Genomic DNA, 23,546 nt, shown 5'->3' with positions numbered 1-23,546 from the left:
CCGCGCCGCTTCAGGCGGCGCCAGTGTGACCCGAATCGGAGTGCCTATGAAGTCCCTGTCAGATACTGCCTTCTCCATGCTCGACCTGGTGCCCGTGCGCGATCAGGGCACCGCTGCCGAGGCGTTGAACAACGCTGTCGCGGTGGCCCGTCACGTCGAGAAACTGGGCTTCAGCCGCTACTGGCTGGCGGAGCACCACAACATGGACGGCATCGCCAGCTCGGCCACCGCCGTGCTGATCGGCCACATCGCCGGCAAGACCGATCGCATCCGCGTCGGCTCCGGCGGGGTGATGCTGCCCAACCATCCGCCGCTGGTGGTGGCGGAGAACTTCGGCACCCTGGAAACCCTTTATCCCGGCCGCATCGACCTGGGCCTGGGCCGCGCGCCCGGCGCCGACCAGGCGACCATGCGCGCGCTGCGCCGCGATCGCCTGGGCGATGGCGCGGACTTCCCCGAACAAGTGGCCGAGCTGGAAATGCTCCTTGGCCCGCGTCGTTCGCAGCAGTCGCTACTGGCGATTCCGGGGGAGGGCACCAACGTGCCGATCTGGCTGCTGGGTTCCAGCCTGTTCAGTGCGCATCTGGCCGCGCAAAAGGGGCTGCCCTACGCCTTTGCCTCGCACTTCGCGCCGCGCTATCTGCATGACGCGCTGCGTATCTACCGCGAGAACTTCCAGCCCTCGGCGGTGCTCGACAAGCCCTACGCCATGATCGGCGTGCCACTGGTGGCCGCGCCGACCGATGAGGAAGCCGAGTACCTGGCGACGACGGCCTTCCAGCGTGTGCTGGCGCTGATCCGTGGCGACAGCCTGAAGCAGAGACCACCCGTGAAGAGCATGGCCGGCCTGTGGCTGCCCCATGAGCAGGACGCGGTGGGGAATTTCTTCGGCCTGGCGGTGATCGGCGGTCCTGAGAAGGTGCGCAGCCGCCTGGAAGTCCTGCTGGAGCAGACCGGTGTGGACGAGATCATCTTCACCAGCGACATCTACGACCACGAGCTGCGCCTGCGCTCGCTGGAGATCGTTGCCGGGCTGCGCTGATCAACCAACGCAGGAGCGTGGCTTGCGTAGGAGCGGACTCCGTCCGCGATGGTTTCCGGCGCGATGCGGACCTATCGCGGACGGAGTCCGCTCCTACCTTGAATCTTGCACGGGGTCTGCCCTCTCCCTAACCCTGGCTGCGCGCCCCGCTCCGAAGGGAGAGGGGACCGTTCGGTGCAGGATGAAACTACAGCGTCAGCCGGCACGATCTACCCCCTCTCCCTCTGGGAGAGGGCTGGGGTGAGGGTATTCGCAGGCACGGACTTCCCGGAAGACGACAGTCGCTCCTACAGCGAGTGGGCCCTCAGGTGACGGTTTGTGTGCGGGGGTGCGGATGCGCCCGGAATTCACGGGTGGTCTCAGGCCTCCCCGCCGTCCTTCTTCTTCAGCAGGTCCGCCAGCCCGGCCAACCCCTTGTGGGTGACCTTCGGCCCTGTCGCGCCCGCGTCATTGCCGGTCTGGTAGTGCAGGTCCACCTGCCGCTGATGCTCGTTGTCGTGGCAGAACAGGCAGAGCAGCTCCCAGTTGGAGCCGTCTTCGGGGTTGTTGTCGTGGTTGTGGTCGCGGTGGTGCACGGTCAGTTCGCGCAGGCGCACGCCGCTGAATTCGCGGGCGCAGCGGCCGCAGATCCAGGGATACATCTTCAGGGCTTTTTCGCGGTAGCTGGTTTCGCGGCGGCGCTGGGCTTCGGCGAGGACGGCGTCGACTTTGCTGGTGGGCTGGTTCATGGCTCGTGACAAGAGTGCGGAATCGGACCTCCAGCATAAATCCGCTACCGCGCCCTGGCTACGGCCTGGGCGTATCCGGGCGCGACCAGATCCACAGGTTGCCAACCGCCATGCCGAGAATCACTGCGTACAACCACAGGCCGTGGGGCAGGGTGATCAGCATGATTGCCAGGGCGGCGAGCATCGCCAGGCTGACGCTGATCTTCGCGCGGCGGGCCACGGCGCGGCCATTGCGCCAGTTGTGCAGGATGGGTCCGAACAGCCGGTGGTTTTCCAGCCAGGCGGACAGACGCGGTGAACTCTTCGACGCAGCCCAGGCAGCGAGCAGGACGAATTCGGTGGTCGGCAGTCCCGGTACCACCAACCCCACCATGCCCACGCCCAGGCTGGCGTATGCCAGCAGCGCAAAGACCAGCCTTGCCAGCCGTGAGCGGGCCGGGCCGAAAGGCTTGGCGCGCGCCGGCTCGACCGGCGCGCGCTGGATGGCTTCAGACGGTGGCGGGAGCACTGTCGTAGCTGTGTTGCAGCAGTTGGGTGAAACGCTCGAAAGCGGCGATGGCACCGGCCTCGGCTTCGCGCTCTTCGGTGTCGCTCAGCTCCAGGCCGTCGAGGGTACGGGTGAAGCTTTTCCAGCCTTCGGCGCGGCCGCCTTCGGGCTCGCCCAGGTGGCGGGCGCCGGTGTTCTCGTCCAGGCCCAGCGCGGCGACGCGCTTGATCAGGAAGGCGGCGCCGAGCTTGGAGCCTTCGGAGACGAACAGCCAGCCCAGGGCGTGGGCCTGGCTTGGCTGGCTGATGGCACCGGCGACCGGGGCGGGCACTTCGGTGTCGAGGTCGGCGAGGTCCAGGCGAGCCTGTTCGGCACGGCAACGCTGCGGCAGGTCGGGGAAGATCTTGCTCAGTTCGGCATCCTGATACAGGGCTTGCAGCTCGGACTGGAACAGGTACTGGGCGACCACGAAGCGGGCGAAGCGCTCGCGGTTGGAGAAAGGCTCGCGGGCCTTCACGGCATGGTCGAGACGCTCGTGGGAGGTGTGGGTCAGCGCGTTCAGACGCTGCGAGCGCAGCGCGGGAAGTTCCAGGGTGGTCATGTCCAATTCCTTGAAATTACAGGTCTTTACAGACGAGACGAACGAGTTCGGGGAATGCGTAAAGATTGTCGGGGGGCAAGGGGTGTTGCCGGGGCGGGTTCGCGAGCAAGCTCGCTCCTACAGGTATGGCGCTTTCTGTAGGAGCGAGCTTGCTCGCGAACATTGCAGACAGCGGAGTTGCGTGTCTGCGCTCTAGATATCCCACACCAGGTTGATCGCGAAGTTGCGGCCCGGCTGGGTCAGGCGGTCGAGGTTGGCCGGGGCCAGTACCGAGGCTTCGCCGACGCCGTCGTAGCCGCGCACGTCATCCCACAGCCAGTACTTCTTGTCGGTGAGGTTGTAGAGCCCTGCGTTGAGGGTCAGGTCGTCGGTCAACTGGTAGTAGCCGGTCAGGTCGAGGATGCCGAAGCCCGGTGTCTTGAACTGGCTGCTGGTGCCATCGGGGGCGTTGAACTGGCTGTCGTCGACGCGGTTCTTGCGCTTGACCAGGGTCCAGTCGAGCAGGGCGCCGTAGCGGCCGGCCTGTTCGTCGTAGCCCAGGCCGAACACGCCGGTGAGCGGGTTGACGCTGTTGATCGGCTCGCCAGTGTCCTTGTTGCGGCCATAGGCATAGGCCACCGAGCCCTTGGTGTAGAGGCCCTGCGGCGCGCCGAAGGCACCCAGTTCCAGGCGCCCCTTGAGCTCCACGCCCTTGATGATGGCGTGCTTGATGTTGTTGCTGGTGAAGGTCGGTTCGGAGTAGCCGGGGGTGATGGCGTCTTCGTTGATGAAGTCGCGGTACTTGTTATAGAAGGCCGCGACGTCGAATGAGCCTTCCTCGAAGTGGCCGCGCAGGCCAGTCTCGTAGCTCTGGCTGCGTTCCGGGTCCAGGTCCGGGTTGGGCTCCACGCGGTAGCCGGTGGTGGGGTTGTCGAAGCGACCGTAGAGCGCCTTGGCGGTCGGGGTACGGAAGCCCTGGGCGTACTGCCCGTACCACAGGTAGTTGTCGTTGAACGCGTAAGTTACGCCGAGCTTGGGCGAGAGCTGGTGCCAGCTCTTGTCTTCGCCGCTGACCTCGCCTTCGCCGCTCTGGTCGACGGTGCGCAGGAACTCCTCGGTGATGTGCGGGTTCAGGCGGGTATGGTCGTAGCGCAGGCCGGGCAGGAAGGTCCAGTCGTTCCAGCGGATCTCGTCCTGGGCGAAGAGCGCGTAGGTGTCGATGGTCGGGTCGGGAAAGTCGCTGCTGCGGGTCAGGTGGTCGGAGGCGACCGGGCTGGGCGCGCCAACGACGGTGCAGGTGCGGCTCACCGCCAGGCAGGTGGCGTCGCCTTCACGGTAGCCGGTGACTTTCTGGCGCTTGAGCGTGGTGCCGTAGGTCAGCAGGTGGTCGGTGTCGCCCAGGGCGAAGGCCTTGTCCATCTGCAGGTCGAGCACCCACTGGCGTTCCTTGTACTGCGTCTCGCGGGTGCGCAGCACCTTGCGGGTCATGGGGTAGTAGAACTCGTCGGTGCTCTGGTCGGTCTTGGCGATCTGGTAGTTGAAGCTCCACTTCAGGTGATCGGCCACCGCGCTGTCCAGCAGCATCTGGTGCTCAAGGCCAAAGCGCTCGCGGGTGATGGTGTCGTTGCCGGTGCGCCACTGGTACATGCCGCCGGGCAGCATGCTGTCCGGGATGGTCGGCGCGCCATTGAAGTACGGGCCGCCGTAGGCGCTCTTCTGGTCGGTGTCGACGTCGTCCTTGTACTTCTCGTAGACCAGGCCGAAACGGCTGCCTTCGGCGTAGTTCCAGCCCAGCTTGGCCAGCACGTTGGTAGTGCGGACGTCTTCGGGGTTGGCTTCGGTGCGGGACAGACCGGTGCCGCCGGTGCTGCCGTAGGACTCGGTCTCGTGGCCGTTGCGCTGGCTCAGGTGCAGCAGGCCGTCGAAGGCATCGTGGCGGCCGGCGACGGTGGCGGAGGTCAGCCAGCTGTCGTCGGCGGAGCTGTAGCCGGTCTTCAGGCGTGCGCCGACGTCCTGGCCATCCTTGATGATGTCGTCCGGGTCGAGGGTGAAGTAGCTCACCGCGCCGCCGATGGCATTGCTGCCGTAAAGGGCAGAGGCGGGGCCGCGCAGCACTTCCACGCGCTTGATGATTTCCGGGTCGACGTAGTTGCGTTCGGTCTGCGCGTAGGGGCCGTTGAAGAAGCTGTTGGGAATCTCGACGCCATCGATCTGCGTCAGCACGCGGTCGCCGTCGATGCCGCGGATGTTGTAGCCGGTGATGCCGGCGCGGTTGCCGGTGCCGCCGACGGAAACGCCGGGCATGTCGCGCACCAGTTCCTTGATGGTGTTGACGTTCTTGCGGTCCAGCTCTTCGCGGCCCACCACGTTGACCGTGCTCGGTACCGAGGTGACGCTCTGCGCCTGGCGGGTGGCGGTGACGGTGAGCGGCTGCATCTCGGCAACGGAGGAGAGGTTGCGCTCCAGCACCACGTTGCGCGGGCCGAGCTGGCGCACGCTGAGGCCAGTGCCGCCGAGCAGGGACTTCAACGCGCGCTCGGCTGGCAGACGGCCGCTGACGCCAGGGGATTCCACGCCGTCAGCCAGGTCGCCGGCCACTCCGACCTGCCAGCCCGTCACCGCGCTGAACGCGTTGAGTGCCTGGGGCAGCGGTTGGCGGGCGATGTCGAAGCGGTAGCCGGCCTGGGTCTGGCTGGCTTCGGCGGCGATGGCGGAAGTGGCCGGCAGGCTGGCAAGGCCGATGGACAGGGCGAGCAGCGAAATGCTGGCCGGCGCGGACAGCCGGCGCAGCGGGGCACGCGAAGAAGCAAGGGTCATCGAGGGGCTCTCTTAGTCAGTCTTTGTTCGCATTCGTAAATGCGAATCTATTGCATTGGCTTCTGACTAAACGAACGGGCCTTTCAAATCGCGTAAAAAAACTTTCTGTTCAGTGGGAGCAGGTCAATTGAGGATCAGCAGTTTCGGGTATTCGTGCAGCTCGGCGGAGGTGATCTGTGCCAGCGAACGGGCCACGCCCAGTGGGTCGTCCAGGCGCCAGTTTCCGGTGACGCTGACGTTGTCCAGGCGCTCGTTGGTGTTGACGATCCAGCCGGGGTAGTAGCGGCGCAGTTCGGCCAGCACCTGGCTGAGCGGGCAGTTCTCGAACACCAGGCGGCCCTTCACCCAGGCCAGCTGGGCATCGGCTTCGGCGCCGTGCTGGCGCTCGCCGAAGCCTTGCGGGCCGACGCGGATGCTGTCGCCGGCGCCGAGGCTGACGCGGGCGTCGTCCAGCCGCGTGCGCAGGTCCACTTCGCCGCGCTGCACGCTGACTTCCGCCTCGTTGCCCAGGTAACGCACGGCGAACGCGGTGCCGCGAACCGTGACCTGCACCGGCCCGGCTTCCACCTCGAAGGGGCGGCTGCGGTCGTGGGCCACGTCGAAGAAGGCTTCGCCGCGGTAGAGGCGGGCGACGCGCTGTTGATCATCGACCCGGCTGGAGAGCGCGGTATCGGTGTTGAGCAACACGTTCGAGCCATCGGCCAACCGGACTTTCTGCCGCTCGCCGACGGCGGTGAGGTGGTCGGCGCGCAGGCGCGTCAGCAGGTCGCCCTGCACCACGACACCCACTGCGAGCACCAGGGCGGCGGCGGTGGCGAGCGGTTTCCAGAAACGTCGACGATGATGCCGCGGGCGGACCGTTTCCTGCGCCCGTTTTATCTCCAGATGCGCAGCGGCGACTGGCAGCAACGGCGACTGCCAGGCATCGCGCACCCGCTGGTAAGCCCGCGCATTGCCTGCGCTGGCGGCAAGCCAGGCGTCGAAGCGCTCGCGGGTAGCGGCGTCCATGTCGTCCTCGAGGATCAGCCAGTCGAGGGCTTCGGCCATCGCTTGCTCATCGGGCGGCGTGGAGTGGGGCAAGGGACGGTCCTCGGGGCGGTCTGGGGAGTGCGAGCCGCGCATTGTTGTCGAATCGGCTGCGGAACGGTAGTCGGTCATACCGTTCCCTCGAGGCGGCTGAGCAGTCCGACGCAGATCGCCATGATCAGCTTCAGCTCCTTCTGCACCGTGCTGGGCGAGACGTCGAGTTGCTCGGCGATCTCCGCGTAGCCACAGCCATGCAGGCGGCTGAGGATGAAGATGCGCTGCTGGCGCTCGCTCAGTTGCCCGAGGGTGGCGCCCAGGCGTTCCAGCAACTTTTCCGCATGCAGTTGATCCTCGGCGCTGGAGCCCGGAGCAGGCACGGCCTGCACCACGTCGAAAGGCACATCCTCGAGCAGGGTCCGCGACTGCATGCGCAGGTGGCGCAGGTGGTCCAGGGCGAGGTTGCGGCCGGTCTGGAAGAGGAAGGGTTCCAGGTGGTCGATGCGCCGTTCCAGCAGGGTGCGGGCGACGCGCAGGTAGGTTTCCTGCACCAGGTCTTCGGCGATGCTCGGGTTCTTCACCATCCGGACGAGCGTGCGCAGCAAAGGCAGGCGCTGGGCCAGGAAGACCGCGTCGAGGTTGGAAGTGCTCACAAGGATGTCCAGCCGGAATATTTTTTAAATGATAATCAATATTATTAATGCGCGACTCATGGCACAAGCCCATCCGTGGTTCCGGATGTGTACAGCAAACGAAAAAAGGGCGAGGTGCGCGGGGCGCCTCGCCCATTCCCTCAGCCGGCCGGTGAGGGGTAAGCAGGACTCAGGAACGCACGGGGCGTGCGTTCAGCCGGGATTGGTCGCTGGTGTCTGGCTGCTGCTCGGTGGCTTCCGGGCGGCTGTTCCAGTGCGGAATGAGGATGCCGGCGGCGATCAGCGCGGTGACGGTGAAGCCGATGAACACGGTGTAGGTATCGAAGTAGCCGGGCAGCAGGCCACCGAGGATCGCGCCGATGGAGCCGCAGCCGTTGACGAAGCCTGCCGCGGTGCCGGCCGCCTCGCCGGTGCCGAAGTCCACGGCGGCGGAGCCGCTGATCATCGAGTCCGGTCCGTACAGGGTCAGGCCCATCATGAACAGCAGGGCCAGCACCAGCAGGCTGCTACCGGTCTGCATGGCCGGGACGAACAGCGCCAGGCACACCGTCAGGCCGAGCAGGCTGATCACGCAGGCGGGCATGCGCCGTGCGCCGAAGATGCGGTCGGAGGCATAGCCGATCAGGATCGGCCCGAGCAGCCCGGCGACCTCGAAGGCCGACGGCAGGATCGCCGCACCCACCTTGCCCAGGCCGGGCATGCGTTCGTAGACGATCACCGGGCCCCACAGCAGGATCGCGTAGCGCGCCGGCTTGAGCAGAAAGTAGGCCAGCCCCAGGGTCAGCACCGTGCGGTTGCGCAGCACCTTGCCGAGGATGCGCAGGGATTTGCCGTTCTCGCCTTCATGCTTGAAGCCGGCGTAGTTCACCGCCTCGGGTTGCTGCACATCGGCCTCAACCGGCGGCAGGCCAACGTCCTGCGGGCGGTTGCGTTGCAGCAGCAGGAACAGGATGGCGACTCCACCGACCACGGCGGCGGTGGAATAGAAGGCCGCATGCCAGGTGCCGAACACCTCGTAAGCCCACCAGCCGGCGAAGGGCGAGGCGACCAGCCCGCCGAAGGCGTAGCAGGTGCTCCACAGGCCGAGCACGCGACCCCGTTCGTGGGTGGCGAAGAAGCTGCCGATGTTCTTGCACAGCCCCGACCAGCCGGTGGACTGCGCCAGGCCCTGGACCACCATGCAGGTGGCGAAGATCGGCAGGGTGGCGAAGCTGCCCATCACCAGCGCGGCGGCGGCCGAGATCAGCAGGCCGCCGAACACCACCACGCGCGGGCCGTAGCGGTCGGCAAATACGCCCCAGGTGAACTGGCCCACGGCGTAGGCGGTGAGGTAGATGGCGTCGAGGTTGGCCATCGCGATCTTGTCGAGGTGGAAGCTGGGGTCTTCGGCGATGCCGAGCTTGGCGACCGAGAAGGCTTTGCGGGTGAAATAGAAGGCCGCGTAGGCCAGCCAGGTAATGGCGAATATCTGCCATTTCCAGCGTGAGATCGAGGAGCGCGGCGAAGCGGTGCCGTGAGGGTTGAGCATGATCTGACCTCGTTGTTGTTGTATGTGCCGGCAGTCAGTGGGGAACGCCTTTCTTGTTCTTCTTGTAGGAGCACGTCGCACCGTCTTTGCGGTGCGGGTCAGAAGCGTTGGAGCTGTTCTGTGCCTTCGCTGAACACTTCGGGTTCAGCGGCGGTGGAGGGATGGAAACAAGTTCGGATAAATAACTGAAATCGATTTATCAGATTTCAAAAATAAGCTGGGCTTGTATGTCGACGGGCCATGACGCTAGTGTTTCGTGCGAATGACCTCGTAGTCGCTTTCCGTCCGATGGCGGAAAGTCGGTCAGAACCTTCCCGCAGAGGCGCGCCCATGTCCGTTTCCCACGCTCAGCTCAAGGCCTTCCACGCGGTCGCCGTGCACGGCAGCTTCACCCGTGCCGCCGAGCGCCTGTTCCTCACCCAGCCGGCGGTGTCCGACCAGGTGCGCAAGCTGGAGGAGCGCTATGGCGTGCTGCTGTTCCACCGAAACAAGCGCTCGGTGCGCCTGACAGAACTGGGCGAACGCCTGCTGGCGGTGACCCAGCGGCTGTTCGTGATCGAGGCCGAGGCCCAGGAGCTATTGCAGGAATCCAGCGCGCTGCAGACCGGCAGCCTGACCCTGGCAGTGGATGCGCCGGTGCACGTGCTGCCGCAGATCGCGCGCTTCTGCCAGCGCCATCCGGGCATCCGCGTGAAGCTGGAAACGGGCAACACCGACGAGTCCCTGCAGCGCCTGTTCGACTATCAAGCGGACCTGGCGCTGCTGGGCCGCGAGGTACAGGACGAGCGACTGCTGACCTTCACCCTGCGCAGCGATCCCATCGTTGCCTTCGTCGGCCGCAGCCATCCCTGGGCCGGGCGCGAATCCATCGAACTGGCCGACCTCGACGACACGCCGCTGGTGCTACGGGAGCAGGGCTCGGTGACCCGGCAGATGCTCGAAGCGGAAATGGCCCGCGCCGGCCTGCGCATCCGCCCGGCCATCGAGGTGGAAGGCCGTGAGGCATCGCTGGAAGCGGTGGCGGTGGGGATTGGTGTCGGCGTGGTTTCGGCCGCAGAGCTTGGGGCGGATGCGCGGGTGCATGCGCTGCCGATCCTCGACTGTCACTGGCGCATGAGCGAGACATTGGTATGCCTGCGCGAGCAGAGCACCCGGCGGATCGTGGCGACCTTTCTCGATCTGGTGAAGGAAGATTTGCCGGTGGAGTAGGGCGGCTGTTCGCGAGCAAGCTCGCTCCTACGAAATGCCCCTCGACTCACGGCCGACCTGTAGGAGCGAGCTTGCTCGCGAACCGCATCCCTCCGAACGTTCCGTCATCCCTCCGCCAACTCCAGAAACGCACTCACCACCCTTAACCCCCGTCTCCGCTCCAGGCAGCCGATGGCATGGCGGTTGAGCAGCCCATCGCCACCCAGCGGAATTGCCTTCACCCGTGGGTCCGGGCTGACCTCCAGCGACGACACGATGCCGATCCCCAGCTCCGCCGCCACCGCTTCGGTCACCGCCTCGCGGCTGTCCAGCTCCAGCAGCACGCGGGGTGCGACCGACTGTGCCGAACAGGCCGTATCGAAGGTACGGCGGGTGATGGAGTCCGGCTCGCGCAGCACCATGATCTGCTGGTCCAGCTCGCCCAGGGGCAGCTCGCCAGCGTGCTCGCTCCAGGCATGGCTGGCCGGCACCAGGGCACAGATGCGCGACTCCACCAGCTCGCGCAGGAACAGCCCGGCGCGTGGCTCCACCTCGGTCAGCACGGCGATGTCGACGTGTTCGTCCATCAGCGCGGCGAGGGTTTCCTGCGCGTTGCCCAGGCGCAGGTTGACGGTGATGCCGGGGTAGCGCGCGCGCAGCCGGGCGAGCATCGGCATCACCAGGTGCGGGCCGTCAGCGGCCACTTCGATGCGCCCGGTCACCAGCTCGCGGCTGGCGTCGAGCATGGCCTCGGCTTCCTCCGCCAGGGCGAACAATGTGCGACTGATCGCTGAGAGTCGCACGCCATCTTCTGTCAGCTCCACGCCCCGTGCGGTGCGACGGAACAGGTTGACCTGGTAGTGCTCTTCCAGCGCTTTCACATGCCCGGTCACGGCCGGTTGGCTGATGAACAGGCGCTCGGCGGCGCGGGTGAAGCTGCGTTCGCGGGCGACGGCGTCGAAGGCGCGGAGCTGGAAGAGGTTCATGAGGTATATGTCCGGCTTATGCAGTGCATCGTGATAAACAATTTGAACGATATCTTCCCCGTCGGCAAGTTATGCCCAGGCCGCGACGAACCCGCCCGGCCCAACCGAATTCCGCCCTGACGACGTTCCCAAAAATAGAGGAATCGAGCATGAGCACTGCCGAGCGAGCCCCCATTCTGCTGACTCCCGGTCCGCTGACCACGTCCCCCCGCACCCGTCGCGCCATGATGGTCGACTGGGGCTCCTGGGACCGCGACTTCAACGACCTGACCGCCGACGTCTGCAAGCGCCTGCTGGCGATCATCCACGGCGAAGCGACCCATACCTGCGTACCGCTGCAGGGCAGCGGCACCTTCTCCGTCGAAGCCGCCATCGGCACCCTGGTGCCGCGTGACGGCAAGGTGCTGGTGCTGATCAACGGCGCCTACGGCAAACGCCTGGCGAAGATCTGCCAGGTGATCGGCCGCGAATTCAGCACCTTCGAAACCGAAGAAGACGTGCCGACCACCGCCGCCGATGTCGACCGCCTGCTCAGCGCAGACCCGAGCGTCACCCACGTCGCGCTGATCCACTGCGAAACCAGCACCGGCATCCTCAACCCGCTGGCCGACATCGCCAAGGTCATCGAGTCCCACGGCAAGCGCCTGATCATCGATGCCATGAGTTCCTTCGGCGCACTGGATATCGATGCCCGCGACATTCCCTTCGACGCGCTGATCGCCGCCTCCGGCAAGTGCCTGGAAGGCGTGCCGGGCATGGGCTTCGTCTTCGCCCGCAGTACCGCCCTGAATGCCAGCGCCGGCAACTGCCACTCGCTGTCCATGGACCTGCAGGACCAGCACGCCTACATGGCCAAGACCGGCCAGTGGCGATTCACCCCGCCGACCCATGTGGTCGCCGCGCTGCACGAAGCGCTGAGCCAGTACGAGGAAGAGGGCGGTCTCGCGGCCCGTCATCAGCGTTACGCAAACAATTGCCAGACTCTGCTGGCGGAGATGGCCGAGCTGGGATTCCGCAGCTTCCTGCCGGCGGAGATCCAGGCGCCGATCATCGTCACCTTCCATGCCCCGCGTGACGCTCGCTACACCTTCACCGAGTTCTACGGCCGGGTGCGCGAGAAGGGCTTCATCCTCTACCCGGGCAAGCTGACCCAGGTGGAAACCTTCCGCGTCGGTTGCATCGGTCAGGTCGACGCCAGCGGCATGCGCGCCGCCGTCGCGGCCATCGCCGAGACGCTGAAGGAAATGGAAGTCTTCGAAATCTGACGCCCGCCCGAATTCTCACAGGATTGAACGCCATGAATTACCAGCAACCCCAGCAACTGCAAGCCGTCATCCTCGACTGGGCCGGCACCGTGGTCGACTTCGGCTCCTTCGCGCCGACCCAGATCTTCGTCGAGGCCTTCGCCGAGTTCGGCGTGCAGGTCAGCCTGGAAGAAGCCCGTGGCCCGATGGGCATGGGCAAGTGGGACCACATCCGCACCCTGTGCGACATTCCGGCCATCGGCGAACGCTACCGCGCCGCTTTCGGCCACCTGCCCACCGACGATGACGTCACCGCCATCTATGAGCGCTTCATGCCGCTGCAGATCGAGAAGATCGCCGAGCACTCGGCGCTGATTCCCGGCGCACTGGACGCCATCGCCACCCTGCGCAAAGGCGGGCTGAAGATCGGTTCCTGCTCCGGCTACCCGGCGGTGGTGATGGAGAAGGTCGTCGCCCTGGCCAAAACCAACGGCTACGTCGCCGACCATGTGGTGGCGACCGATGAAGTGCCCAACGGCCGCCCGCACCCGGCACAGGCGCTGGCCAACGTGATCGCCCTGGGCATCAACGACGTGGCGGCCTGCGTGAAGGTCGACGACACCTGGCCGGGCATCCTCGAAGGCCGCAGCGCCGGCATGTGGACCGTCGCGCTGACCTGCTCGGGCAACGCCCTGGGCCTGACCTACGAGCAGTACAAGGCGCTGCCGGCGGAGAAGCTGGACCAGGAACGCCGCCGCATCGGCCAGATGTTCGAGGGCTCGCGCCCGCACTACCTGATCGACACCATCGCCGAACTGCCGGCAGTGATTGCCGACATCAATGCGCGCCTGGCGCGGGGGGAGATGCCGCAGGGTAGCTGACCGCTGGTGTGAGTAAGAAGGGCCCGCTTAGTGCGGGCCTTTTTTGTTGGTGCTGGTCTGACAAGTGGGGCTCTCTGTAGGACCAAGGGGGACGCCTAGTCCTTGCTCGCGAACCTCACGGCACAAACCGTAGGGCGCATATGCGCCATCGTTATCCGCCGTGCTGGCATCGATGGATAACCCGTTCCGGGTTATGCACCCTGCGTACTAATGATGAAGGCCCGCTTGATGCAGGCCTTGTTCTTTGGTTCTCGAGGATTTCCAGAGAAACGTCCGCGCACTCCGGACGGCCCCTTTCAGGAGGTCTCGTTGGATCGGAGTTTCAGGGGTTGAGCGACATGGATGTCGCGAGAGCTGCGATGGGCCAGGGATGGCCCTTCGCAGCGTGCCCCTGAAACTTCGATTCAACGAGGGTATTTTTCGCCCCAAGCGAAAAACCGGATGGAGGGGCAAGCCCTTTGGTTACTTTCTGGCGTTTGAGAAAGTGACTCGCCCGAGGGGGCGAAAGAAGAAGTTTCAGCACGCGCCGATGCGGCGCATACACACCGAACGTGAAAGCTCAGTTCACAACGTTCCGCACAAACCGCACCAGCACATCCCCATGGTTCTGGTAGGAAAACGGCTGGTTGCTCTTGAACACATGGAATCCGCCAGCCTCGACCTCCACCGTCCCTTCGGCGAGAACGATGGTCAGCCGGCCTTCGATCACATAGGCCATGTCGTACCAGCCTTCGGCGTCCGGTTCTGCGTTGTAGCTATCGCCGGGCGCGAGCGCCCAGTGCCAGAGTTCGGCCTGCCGAGAGGCGGGGGTGCTGGCGAGGAGGGTGCCGCGGCTGTCGGCCTGCTCGCCGCCCCAGGCGACGGCGTCGACGCGGGAAAGGCCGCCGGTGGACGGCGGGCGGACCAGATCGGCGAAGGTGACATGCAGGGCGGCGGCGATGCGGTCGAGGGTGGCGAGGCTGACGTTGGTGTCGCCGCTCTCGATGCCGACCAGCATCCGCCGGCTGACGCCCGACGCCTTGGCCAGTGCTTCCTGGCTGAGACTGGCGCCGCGGCGGTGCGTCTTCACGTTATCGGCGACGTGAACCAGCACGCTGGGGCGCTCGATGGTGGTGGGCAGTATATTGCTCATTCTGGCCTTTTTGCGCATTATGTTGCGCATAACAGTCAATCAAGATTTTTCCACCGTTGCAACGCCTGTCCAGGTCCGCACCATGCCTCGCTCTCGTTTTATTACTGCCGTTTTTCCCATCCTCATCCTGATCGTCTCCATGGCTTCGATCCAGACCGGCGCGTCGGTCGCCAAGAGCCTGTTCCCGGTGCTCGGCGCCGAAGGCGTGACCGCCATGCGGCTGATCTTCGCGGCGATTATCCTGCTGGCGATCCTGCGCCCGTGGCGCGTCTCGCTGCGTGGCAAGCCGCTCAAGCCGCTGTTCATCTACGGCGTGACCCTGGGCCTGATGAACCTGACTTTCTACATGGCGCTTCAGACCATCCCGCTGGGGGTCGCCGTGGCCCTGGAGTTCACCGGGCCGCTGGCGGTGGCGCTGTTCTATTCGCGCAAGCCGATCGACTTCCTGTGGATCGCCATCGCGGTGGTCGGCCTGGGCCTGCTGTTGCCGATCGCCGACTTCGGCAACGGCATCGACCCCAAGGGCGCCGCGCTGGCGCTGGGAGCGGGTGTTTGCTGGGGGCTCTACATCATCTTCGGCCAGCGCGCCGGCAATGACCTGGGCGCGCAGGGCGCGGCATTGGGCATCAGCATCGCGGCGATCTGCGTGGCGCCCATTGGCCTGGCGCACAGCGGTATGGCGCTGTTCGATATCAGCCTGTTCCCGGCGCTGCTGGGGGTGGCGATCCTCTCCAGCGCCTTGCCCTACACCCTGGAAATGATCGCGCTGACCCGCCTGCCGGCACGTACCTTCGGCACCCTGATGAGCATCGAGCCGGCGTTCGGCGCACTGTCCGGCCTGTTCTTCCTCGGCGAGCAACTGACTTCGCACCAATGGATCGCCATCGGCGCGATCATCGTCGCCTCGGTGGGCACCACCCTGAGCAGTCGGCCGAAGCCGGCGTTGGTCACTGACTGAGCCCTCGATTCGAAACAGGAAAGCCGCCCAAGGGCGGCTTTTTTGCTTTTGTAGGAGCGAGCTTGCTCGCGAACGGATTTTCCGCAGGCACTGGCGTCAAGCGGTTCGCGAGCAAGCTCGCTCCTACAGGGACCTCGTCGTTCGTAGGAAGGGTATCGCTGCGCTCCACGCCATCCTACGTGGTGTTTTTCCTGTGAGATTAGCAGACGAAAAAGCCGCCCTTGGGCGGCTTTTCTGTGTCATGGGGATTACCCCGCCGTTCGTATCCTGTTGAGCACGATCTGCCGCTTGGCGCTGCGCGACAGGCGGATGCACAGCATCACCGCTGCACAGGTCAGGCCGACGATCAGGCCTTCCCACAGGCCGCGCGGGCCGGTGGGTTGCTGCAGCCAGTCAGTCAAGCCGAGGCTGTAGCCCACCGGCAGGCCGATACCCCAGTAGGCGAACAGGGTCATGATCATGGTCGCGCGGGTGTCCTGGTAGCCGCGCAGGGCGCCAGCGGCGGTGACCTGCACGGCGTCGGAGAACTGGAACAGCGCCGAGAACACCAGCAGCGTGGCGGCCAGCGCCAGTACCTCCGGGTCCTGGGTATAGAGCCCGGCAATGTGCTCGCGCATCAGCAGCATGCCGCTGGCGGAAATGCACGCATAGGCGAGCGCCGCGCCCATGCCAACGCCAGCGGCGAAGCGCGCATCGCGTGGTGCGCCGGCGCCCAGTGACTGGCCGATGCGCACGGTCACGGCCATCGCCAGCGAATAGGGGATCATGAACACCAGCGCGCTGAAGTTCAGCGCCACCTGGTGGCCCGCCACGACCTTCTCGCCCAGCTCGCCGATCAGCAGGGCGATCACCGAGAAGATGCTGGACTCGGCGAACACCGCAATGCCAATCGGCAGGCCGACTGCCACCAGGCTGCCGATCACCTTCGGCTGCGGCAGTTCCCAGTGGCTGAACAACTGGCTCGGCTTGTAGACCTTGGCCCAGTTCACCCAGGCCAGCATGCCCAGCAGCATGAACCACATTACCGAACCGGTGGCCCAGCCGCAGCCGGGGCCGCCCAGGGCCGGGAAGCCCAGGTGGCCGTAGATCAGCACGTAGTTGATCGGGATGTTCAGCATCAGCCCGCAGATGCCCAGCACCATGCTTGGCCGGGTGCGCCCCAGGCCGTCGCTGAAGCAGCGCAGCACGTGGTACAGCGCCACAGCCGGCAGGCCGCAGGCGATGCCGCGCAGGTAGAAGCAGCTGGGCTCGATCAGCGCTTCCTCTACCTTCATTGCCCGCAGCACCGGCTCGGACAGCAGCCACAGCGTCGCCCCCGCCAGCGGGCCGATCAGCAGTGCCAGCCACAGCGCCTGGCGCACCAGCGGGCCGGTGCCGGCCTGGTCGCCCGCACCATAGCGCTGGGCCACCTTGGCAGTGGTGGCGAGCAGCGTGCCGGTCATCAGCAGGAACACCGGAATCCAGATCGAGTTGCCCAGCGCCACCGCCGCCAGGTCGCGTGGCCCGACGCTGCCGGCCATCACCGCATCGACGAAGCCCATCGCGGCGGTCGCCAGTTGGCCGATCATGATCGGCGCGGCGAGGGTCAGCAGTTCCTTGAGTTCGGTGGCGGTGCGCCGTCCGCGGGAGACGGGCTGGGTGAGGCTGGTCACGGCTTTCCTTGGCAGTAGAAATGGGCGGGAAGCCGGCCAGTTTAAGGGTTGTCTGCCCCAGTCAGGAAGTCTTGCGTGAGCTGCGCGGGACCGCGCGCAGGGGTGAACGATCGGCGCTGACGTAGGGCGGATAACGCGTCAGCGTTATCCGCCTTGAAGGTATCGGCGGATAACCTGTTCCAGGTTATGCGCCCTACATGGCTATCCGAGAGCGCCGGATGGCTCCCTCTCCCTTCGGAGCGGGGCGCGCAGCCAGGGCGGGGGGAGAGGGCAGGCCCTGCGCGCGGGACTTCAGGTAATAGCGCCCATGCTCGCGATCGCGCCCATGGCCCAACTCGCTGGTAAAGTAGCCGCAGCCGATTTCTGGAGTCAGCCCATGCGTATCCTTGCCGATGAAAACATTCCCCTGGTCGAAGCCTTCTTCGGCGCCCATGGCGATATCCGTCGCCTGCCCGGACGCGGCATCGACCGCGCCGCCCTGGGCGATGCCGAAGTCCTGCTGGTGCGCTCGGTCACCGACGTCAGCCGCGAGCTGCTCGAAGGCAGCCGGGTAAAGTTCGTCGGCACCTGCACCATCGGCACCGATCACCTGGCCCTCGACTACTTCGCCGAGGCCGGCATTGCCTGGTCCAGCGCGCCGGGCTGCAACGCTCGCGGCGTGGTGGACTGGGTGCTGGGCAGCCTGCTGGCGCTGGCCGAAGTGCACGGCGCCAAGCTTTCCGAACGCCGCTATGGCGTGATCGGCGCCGGGCAGGTCGGTGGTCGCCTGGTGGATGTGCTGCGCGGCCTGGGCTGGGACGTGCGCGTCTGCGACCCGCCCCGCTCCGCCGTCGAAGGCGGTGACTTCCGCAGCCTGGAAGAAGTACTGCGCGAGTGCGACGTGATCAGCCTGCATACGCCGCTGACCCGCGACGGTGAAAACCCGACCCGCCACCTGATCGATGCGCAGCGCCTCAAGGCGCTGCGCCCCGGCACCTGGCTGATCAACGCCAGCCGGGGCGGCGTGGTCGACAACACGGCGCTGCGCATCCACCTGGAATCTGGCGCGGATATCGACGTGGCGCTGGACGTCTGGGAAGGCGAGCCGGAAGTGAATGTGCAACTGGCCCAGCGCTGCCGCATCGCCACCCCGCACATCGCCGGCTACAGCCTGGACGGCAAGCTGCGCGGTACGGCGCAGATCTACGAGGCGTTCTGCGCCTGGCAGCAGTGCGAGCCGGCAGTTGATCTCGATGACCTGCTGCCCGCGCAATGGCTGGCCGAACTGAGCCTGAAGGAAGAGTGCGACCCGGACTGGGCGCTGGCCATGCTTTGCCGTGCGGTGTACGACCCGCGCAGCGATGACGCCAACTTCCGCCGCAGCCTGTTGGGTGACACCCATGCCCGGCGCGCGGCCTTCGACGCGCTGCGCAAGCACTACCCGCCGCGCCGCGAGATCACCGGGCTGTGGGTGGACATCCAGGGCGACTCGCCGCGCCTGGAAAGCCTGCTGACCGCGCTGGGCGCCAACCGGGTCGGGGAGTAGGGCGGCCGCGCCGGCTGTACTGGGAATCAGCGGCGCGTTGGCTCGCAGGTCTTGTCCAGTTCCTGGCAGGCGCGCTGGATCATGTCCTCGGTGATCGGCACTTCGCGGCCCTGGGCATCGATGATCGAGCCGCCGACCGGTTGCTGCGGCTGACGCGGGTTGGGGCGGGGGGTGGGTTCACGTTGGGTTTGCAGGCTCATGGCCAATCTCCTCTACATCAGTGCGTTGCAGTCTAGGCAGATCAGATGAAACCCCGGTGACAGAGGCGCGGGTGGCCGCGCCGAATTTCCGTCACCGAAGACAGACGACCGTAACGCCCTCGCAGATTGCGTGCCAATCGCGAAGTCCCCGGTCGTTTGCTTGTCGTTATAGTGAGTGGAATTGCCGCTTCCCTGGTCCGACCCGGCATTGCGCCGGTGGTTCGAAGAAGTTTCCCTCGAGGTTGAGTATGGACAGGATTCGCATTGGGCTGATCATCAATCCGCTGGCCGGTATCGGTGGGCCGACCGCTCTCAAGGGCAGCGATGGCGTGGCCGAGCTGGCCTTGGCGCGCGGCGCCGAGCCGCGGGCGGCGGAGCGCACACGGGTCGCCCTGGAGCACCTGCTGCCGGTGCGCGAGCGCCTGGAGTTCCTCACCTTCCCCGGCCCGATGGGCGCTGACCTGCTGGCAGACATGGGCTTTGCCCATCGCCAGGTGGGCGCGTTGGAGCAGGAGCAAAGCAGTGCTGCGGATACCCGGCACGCCGTGCAGGCGCTGCAGGAGGCCGGTGTGGCGCTGATCCTCTTCGCCGGCGGCGACGGCACCGCGCGCGACGTCGCCGAGGTGGCCCGCGAAGGCCAGCCGGTGCTGGGTATTCCTGCCGGGGTGAAGATCCATTCCGGGGTCTACACCATCAGCCCACGCGCTGCCGGGGAGCTGGCGCGGCGGTTGGTGGACGGCGGCCTGGTGCGGCTGACCCAGGGCGAGGTGCGCGACCTCGACGAAGCGGCCCTGCGCGAAGGCCGTGTCGCCGCGCGCTGGTACGCCGAACTGACGGTGCCCGAGGAAGGCCACTTCATGCAGCACGTGAAACAGGCTGGCATGGAGACCGAAGAGCTGGTGCTGGCCGATCTCGCCGCCTGGCTGGAAGACAGCTGGGAGGATGACGTGCGCTACGTCTTCGGGCCCGGCTCGACGCTGCACGGCCTGGCTGCCGACCTGCACCTGGATACCACGCTGCTGGGCGTCGATGTCATCGAGAACGGCGAAGTGATCGCCCGAGACGTCACCGAGGCACAGTTGTTCGACCTGGTGAATGGCTACCCGGCCTTCCTGCTGGTGACGGCTATCGGTGGGCAGGGGCATATCCTCGGCCGTGGCAACCAGCAGATCAGCCCGCGCGTGCTGCGGGCCATCGGCATCGAGAGGCTGCGGGTGATCGCCACCAAGCGCAAACTAGGTACCCTCGAAGGCCGCCCCCTGCTGGTGGACAGCGGCGATGCCGCGCTGGACGCGAGCTTCCCCGCAGCCGTGCGGGTGTGGGCCGGTTACAAGGAGGAACTGCTCTATCCGCTGGGTTGGGCAGGTGAAGAACTGCTCCGTTAGTGAAAGTCCTACGCTCGGGTTCGCCCTCACCCTAACCCTCTCCCAAGGGGAGAGGGGACCGTTCGGTGCAGGGGGAGATCATGGTTTCAACTGGCACGGACGGCTCCCTCTCCCAAGGGGAGAGGGCGGGGGTGAGGGGACGTGCAGGCAAGGACATCCCAGGAGAAGACAGTTGCTCCTACGCACGGTGGTGCAGGTAACCGTGCCTGATCTAGACTGCTTCGCTCCGCGAAACCGGAAGAGGGAGCAAGGCATGCATTCGGGTGGTTGTCTGTGTGGCGCGGTGCGCTACGAGATCAGCGGTGAGCTGGCGCCGATCCAGGTTTGCCATTGCGGCCAATGTCGCAAGGCACAGGGCGGGCCGTTCGCCACCAATGTCCCGGTGGCGCGCTCGGCGTTCCACCTGCTCAGTGGCGAGTCGGCGCTGGCCGAGTACCGCGCCACGCCGGAAAAGAGACGGGTGTTCTGCCGCATCTGCGGTTCGCCGATCTACAGCGCCCGCGATGCGCTGCCGGAAGCTTTGCGGGTGCGTGCGGGAACCCTGGACGAGCCGGTGCGGACAAAGCTCGAAGCACATTACTACGTCGACTCCCGCGCCAGTTGGTGGCCGCTGGAGGACAATCTGCTCCGCCACGGCGGCGCAAAGCCGGGATGAAAGAGCTGGCACAGCCAGCAGCAGTCAGGGAGCAACAGGGTCAGTGGGAATGGAACGGAAATTTCGGGTACTGGTGCTGGGCGGTTACGGCAACTTCGGCAGCCTGATCGTGCGTCGCCTCAGTGGCATCGAAGGTATCCGCGTATTGGTCGGCGGGCGCGACCAGCGCCGCGCCAATGAACTGGCCGCGCAGGTGGGCGGTGAGGCGGTGTGCCTGGACATGAACCAGCCGACGCTGGCCGGCCGCCTCAACGAGCTCAAGGTCGACCTGGTGATCTCCACTGCCGGGCCTTTCCAGGGGCAGGATTATCGCGTCGCCCGTGCCGCCATCGGCGCCCGCGCGCATTACATCGACCTGGCCGATGCTCGTCAGTTCGTCTGCGGCATCCACGAACTCGATCGCGCCGCGCGCAGCGCCGGGGTGCTGGTGTGCAGCGGGGCCAGTTCGGTGCCCGCGCTGGCCGCCTCGGTGATCGACGAACTGCTGCCGCGCTTCCAGCGGCTGGACAGCATCCACCATGGCATCAGCTCCTCGGCGAAGATTCCCGGGCAGGCCACCGTGGCCGCCGTGCTGGGCTACTGCGGGAAACCACTGCGCCAGTGGCGCCATGGCCGCTGGCAGAATGTGCACGGCTGGCAGGGCCTGAACCGCCATCGTTTTCCCGCGCCGCTGGGGCAACGCTGGCTGGCGCATTGTGACGTGCCGGACCTCGACCTGTTCCCGCAGCGCTACCCCGGCGTGCAGGACGTGCGTTTCTCCGCCGGCCTCGGCCTGGGACTCACCCAGTTCGGCACCTGGGGCCTGTCCTGGCTGGTGCGCGCCGGGCTGCTGAAGGACGCCTCGCGCCTGGGTGCCGGCCTGCACCGCATGGCCGTGGCGATGGAGCCGCTGGGCGATGGGCGCAGCGGTATGTTCGTCCAGTTGCAGGGTGTCGATGGCGACGGCAACCCCCTGGCGCTGTGCTGGGAAATCCTCGCGCAGCAGGACCACGGCCCGAACATCCCCTGCATGGCGGCGGTGGCGTTGGCGCGCAAGCTGGCCGCCGGGCAATTGCGTCAGCGCGGCGCGACGGCCTGCGTCGGCCTGCTGACCACCGCTGAATATGTGGCGGAGCTGGAAGGGCTGGACATCTCCCACGGCTTGCGCGAAGTCCCCGCCCACTGATGCCCGGCTGTTGCCCTGGCAGCAGTCGATCAGCAGCGCTGTTGCCTGAGTGACACGAGGCACTCGGCAAACCCCGCCGAAGTGCCCTGAAATCGCATATTTCCTGGTTGTTACGGCCCGCTCGGGGGTGGTACGGCCCTTGCTCAAGGCCTCTGTACCTCGCGCAACAGTCAACCGGGAAAACCCATGAGCCGTCCCATCAATGTGGTCGCCGTTTCTGGCGGAACCTATTGCCCCTTGCGCACCCAGGGCTCACCCAGGCCGTGCCGGACACCCTCGCCGGGCGCTGCGAGACCAACCTCACCGAGCCCTTCGGCGAAATGATCGGCAACGACGTACTGCACGAGCGCAAGGACGGCTGAGCCGGCCCACCAAAGCGTCGGGCAGGCGCCTGGCGCGCCCTGAATCGAATGCCCCTGAATCCAATGAAGAGGAAGCGAGCGTGAACGCCAATACGCGGCTCGACGCACAGACACCCGGTCAGACAGCACTGACCCCTGGGCAAGTTGCCCAGCGCCTGGCCGCCGGTTTCGCCGAAACCGCCGCCGAGCGCGATATCCGTGGCGGTACGCCGAAGGCCGAGCGCGACGCGTTGCGCCAGAGTGGCCTGCTGTCGCTGATCATCCCCAGCGAGTACGGCGGCCTGGGCGCCGACTGGAGCACCACGCTGGACATCGTCCGCCAGTTCGCCGTGGTCGACAGCTCCATCGCCCACGTGTTCGGCTTCCAGCATTTGATGCTGGCCACCGTGCGCCTGTTCTCCCGCCCCGAGCAGTGGCAGCCGTGGTTCGAGCTGACCGCGCGCAACCAATGGTTCTGGGGCAACGCACTCAACCCGCTGGATACCCGCACCGTGTCGCGCACCTTCGCCGGCTGGCGCGAGTTTTCCGGGCGCAAGAGCTTCTGCTCCGGCGCGCTGGATTCGGAAATGCTCATCGCCTCGGCGCTGGACGGCGAGGGCGGCAAGCTGCTGATCGCCGCCATTCCCACCGCGCGCAGCGGCATCAGCCTGGCCCACGACTGGGACAACATGGGCCAGCGCCAGACCGACAGCGGCAGCGCTACCTTCGAGCGCGTGCGGGTGGAGGAGAGCGAGCTGCTGCTCGATCCGGGCCCACTGAGCACGCCGTTCGCCTGCCTGCGCCCGCTGATCGCCCAACTGATCTTCACCCACGTCTTCCTCGGCATCGCCGAAGGCGCATTCGAAGAGGCGCGGCAGTACACGCTCAAGGAAGCCCGCCCGTGGTTCCGTGCCGGTGTCGCCAGCGTTAGCGAAGACCCTTACGTACTGGCGCACTACGGCGAGTTCTGGGTCGGCCTGGAAAGCACCCGCCTGCTGGTGCGCCGCGCCGCGCAGTTGCTCGATGAAGCCTGGAGCAGGGGCGCCGCGCTGGACGCCGAGGAACGCGGGCGGCTGGCGGTGGCCATCGCCACTGCCAAGGTTGCGGCGACCCGCAACGGCCTGGATATCTGCAACCGTCTGTTCGAGGTCACCGGCGCGCGCTCCACCCACGCCGCGCTGCGCATCGACCGCTACTGGCGCAACCTGCGCACCCAGACCCTGCACGACCCGGTGGACTACAAGGTCCGCGAGCTGGGCGACTGGGCGCTGAACCAGCAACTGCCGCAAGCGACTTTCTACTCATGACCCCTCCCGAAGGGCTGCGGCCCCTGCCCAAGTCCCCCGCGCTGACCGACCCGCAGCGAGGCGTGCGGT

At 66.4% G+C, this 23,546-nt stretch carries 22 protein-coding genes; 11 read left to right on the top strand and 11 right to left on the bottom strand.

The features are described 5' to 3' along the window. Window positions 1-46: 46 nt before the first annotated feature. The gene (locus tag CTR55_RS04445; protein WP_296284338.1) at window positions 47-1,042 is read left to right on the top strand and encodes an LLM class flavin-dependent oxidoreductase; all 996 of its coding nucleotides are present in this window, start codon (window positions 47-49) and stop codon (window positions 1,040-1,042) included. A 359-nt stretch (window positions 1,043-1,401) separates the two neighbouring features. Here CTR55_RS04445 and CTR55_RS04440 read toward each other — a convergent pair whose 3' ends face one another. From CTR55_RS04440 to CTR55_RS04410, 7 genes are all read right to left on the bottom strand, one after another. Continuing rightward, complete coding sequence (locus CTR55_RS04440; protein WP_296284337.1) at window positions 1,402-1,770, bottom strand: YajD family HNH nuclease; 369 nt, start codon at window positions 1,768-1,770, stop codon at window positions 1,402-1,404. Between the two features lie 58 nt (window positions 1,771-1,828). Beyond that, window positions 1,829-2,254, bottom strand: coding sequence for a YbaN family protein (locus tag CTR55_RS04435; protein WP_296284398.1), 426 nt, complete (start codon window positions 2,252-2,254; stop codon window positions 1,829-1,831). A 4-nt stretch (window positions 2,255-2,258) separates the two neighbouring features. After that, on the bottom strand, window positions 2,259-2,858 hold the full coding sequence (locus tag CTR55_RS04430; protein ID WP_296284336.1) for a biliverdin-producing heme oxygenase: 600 nt from the start codon (window positions 2,856-2,858) through the stop codon (window positions 2,259-2,261). A gap of 192 nt (window positions 2,859-3,050) precedes the next feature. Beyond that, window positions 3,051-5,654 (bottom strand): TonB-dependent receptor, encoded by a 2,604-nt coding sequence (locus tag CTR55_RS04425; protein WP_296284335.1) that lies wholly within the window; start codon window positions 5,652-5,654, stop codon window positions 3,051-3,053. A gap of 123 nt (window positions 5,655-5,777) precedes the next feature. Then, complete coding sequence (locus tag CTR55_RS04420) at window positions 5,778-6,701, bottom strand: FecR domain-containing protein (protein WP_296284334.1); 924 nt, start codon at window positions 6,699-6,701, stop codon at window positions 5,778-5,780. Between the two features lie 107 nt (window positions 6,702-6,808). Beyond that, window positions 6,809-7,330, bottom strand: a complete 522-nt coding sequence (locus CTR55_RS04415) for a sigma-70 family RNA polymerase sigma factor (protein ID WP_296284333.1) — start codon at window positions 7,328-7,330, stop codon at window positions 6,809-6,811. Between the two features lie 169 nt (window positions 7,331-7,499). Beyond that, window positions 7,500-8,858, bottom strand: a complete 1,359-nt coding sequence (locus CTR55_RS04410) for an MFS transporter (RefSeq protein WP_296284332.1) — start codon at window positions 8,856-8,858, stop codon at window positions 7,500-7,502. 330 nt (window positions 8,859-9,188) lie between these two features. On the opposite strand from CTR55_RS04410, the gene CTR55_RS04405 reads away from it, so the two are divergent. Next, window positions 9,189-10,067, top strand: a complete 879-nt coding sequence (locus CTR55_RS04405) for a LysR substrate-binding domain-containing protein (RefSeq protein WP_296284331.1) — start codon at window positions 9,189-9,191, stop codon at window positions 10,065-10,067. Window positions 10,068-10,171: 104 nt separating this feature from the next. Here CTR55_RS04405 and CTR55_RS04400 read toward each other — a convergent pair whose 3' ends face one another. Next, a complete protein-coding gene (locus tag CTR55_RS04400; RefSeq protein WP_296284330.1) occupies window positions 10,172-11,032 on the bottom strand; it encodes a LysR substrate-binding domain-containing protein in 861 nt (286 codons plus the stop codon). 149 nt (window positions 11,033-11,181) lie between these two features. On the opposite strand from CTR55_RS04400, the gene CTR55_RS04395 reads away from it, so the two are divergent. Beyond that, window positions 11,182-12,297, top strand: a complete 1,116-nt coding sequence (locus CTR55_RS04395; RefSeq protein WP_296284329.1) for a 2-aminoethylphosphonate--pyruvate transaminase — start codon at window positions 11,182-11,184, stop codon at window positions 12,295-12,297. A gap of 32 nt (window positions 12,298-12,329) precedes the next feature. After that, a complete protein-coding gene (gene phnX / locus CTR55_RS04390; RefSeq protein ID WP_296284328.1) occupies window positions 12,330-13,157 on the top strand; it encodes a phosphonoacetaldehyde hydrolase in 828 nt (275 codons plus the stop codon). A gap of 559 nt (window positions 13,158-13,716) precedes the next feature. Here the strand turns inward: phnX and CTR55_RS04385 are convergent. Continuing rightward, window positions 13,717-14,319 (bottom strand): XRE family transcriptional regulator, encoded by a 603-nt coding sequence (locus tag CTR55_RS04385; protein WP_296284327.1) that lies wholly within the window; start codon window positions 14,317-14,319, stop codon window positions 13,717-13,719. A gap of 52 nt (window positions 14,320-14,371) precedes the next feature. Between CTR55_RS04385 and rhtA the strand changes: the two genes are divergently transcribed. Then, window positions 14,372-15,247 carry a threonine/homoserine exporter RhtA gene (rhtA, locus tag CTR55_RS04380; RefSeq protein WP_296284326.1) on the top strand — a complete coding sequence of 292 codons (876 nt, stop codon included), beginning with the start codon at window positions 14,372-14,374 and terminating at the stop codon, window positions 15,245-15,247. A gap of 248 nt (window positions 15,248-15,495) precedes the next feature. Here rhtA and CTR55_RS04375 read toward each other — a convergent pair whose 3' ends face one another. Next, complete coding sequence (locus CTR55_RS04375; RefSeq protein ID WP_296284325.1) at window positions 15,496-16,899, bottom strand: MATE family efflux transporter; 1,404 nt, start codon at window positions 16,897-16,899, stop codon at window positions 15,496-15,498. A gap of 376 nt (window positions 16,900-17,275) precedes the next feature. Here CTR55_RS04375 and pdxB point away from each other — a divergent pair, with 376 nt between their 5' ends. After that, window positions 17,276-18,424 (top strand): 4-phosphoerythronate dehydrogenase PdxB, encoded by a 1,149-nt coding sequence (gene pdxB, locus CTR55_RS04370; protein ID WP_296284324.1) that lies wholly within the window; start codon window positions 17,276-17,278, stop codon window positions 18,422-18,424. 26 nt (window positions 18,425-18,450) lie between these two features. On the opposite strand, the gene CTR55_RS04365 is transcribed toward pdxB, so the two are convergent. After that, window positions 18,451-18,624: a PA1571 family protein gene (locus CTR55_RS04365; protein WP_296284323.1), complete on the bottom strand. Its 174-nt coding sequence runs from the start codon at window positions 18,622-18,624 to the stop codon at window positions 18,451-18,453. 248 nt (window positions 18,625-18,872) lie between these two features. Between CTR55_RS04365 and CTR55_RS04360 the strand changes: the two genes are divergently transcribed. From CTR55_RS04360 to CTR55_RS04340, 5 genes are all read left to right on the top strand, one after another. After that, the gene (locus CTR55_RS04360; protein WP_296284322.1) at window positions 18,873-20,009 is read left to right on the top strand and encodes an ATP-NAD kinase family protein; all 1,137 of its coding nucleotides are present in this window, start codon (window positions 18,873-18,875) and stop codon (window positions 20,007-20,009) included. 253 nt (window positions 20,010-20,262) lie between these two features. Further along, window positions 20,263-20,664, top strand: a complete 402-nt coding sequence (locus tag CTR55_RS04355; RefSeq protein WP_296284321.1) for a GFA family protein — start codon at window positions 20,263-20,265, stop codon at window positions 20,662-20,664. Window positions 20,665-20,713: 49 nt separating this feature from the next. Then, window positions 20,714-21,829, top strand: coding sequence for a saccharopine dehydrogenase NADP-binding domain-containing protein (locus CTR55_RS04350; protein WP_296284320.1), 1,116 nt, complete (start codon window positions 20,714-20,716; stop codon window positions 21,827-21,829). A gap of 230 nt (window positions 21,830-22,059) precedes the next feature. After that, a complete protein-coding gene (locus CTR55_RS04345) occupies window positions 22,060-22,191 on the top strand; it encodes a hypothetical protein (protein ID WP_296284319.1) in 132 nt (43 codons plus the stop codon). 128 nt (window positions 22,192-22,319) lie between these two features. After that, a complete protein-coding gene (locus CTR55_RS04340) occupies window positions 22,320-23,477 on the top strand; it encodes an acyl-CoA dehydrogenase family protein (RefSeq protein ID WP_296284397.1) in 1,158 nt (385 codons plus the stop codon). The last annotated feature ends 69 nt before the right edge of the window (window positions 23,478-23,546 follow it).

The organism is Pseudomonas sp. (genome assembly GCF_002796985.1).
Classification (GTDB): Bacteria; Pseudomonadota; Gammaproteobacteria; order Pseudomonadales; family Pseudomonadaceae; genus Pseudomonas.
Note: the sequence above shows the minus strand (reverse complement) of the source record. Positions and strands in the feature narration are given on the sequence as shown.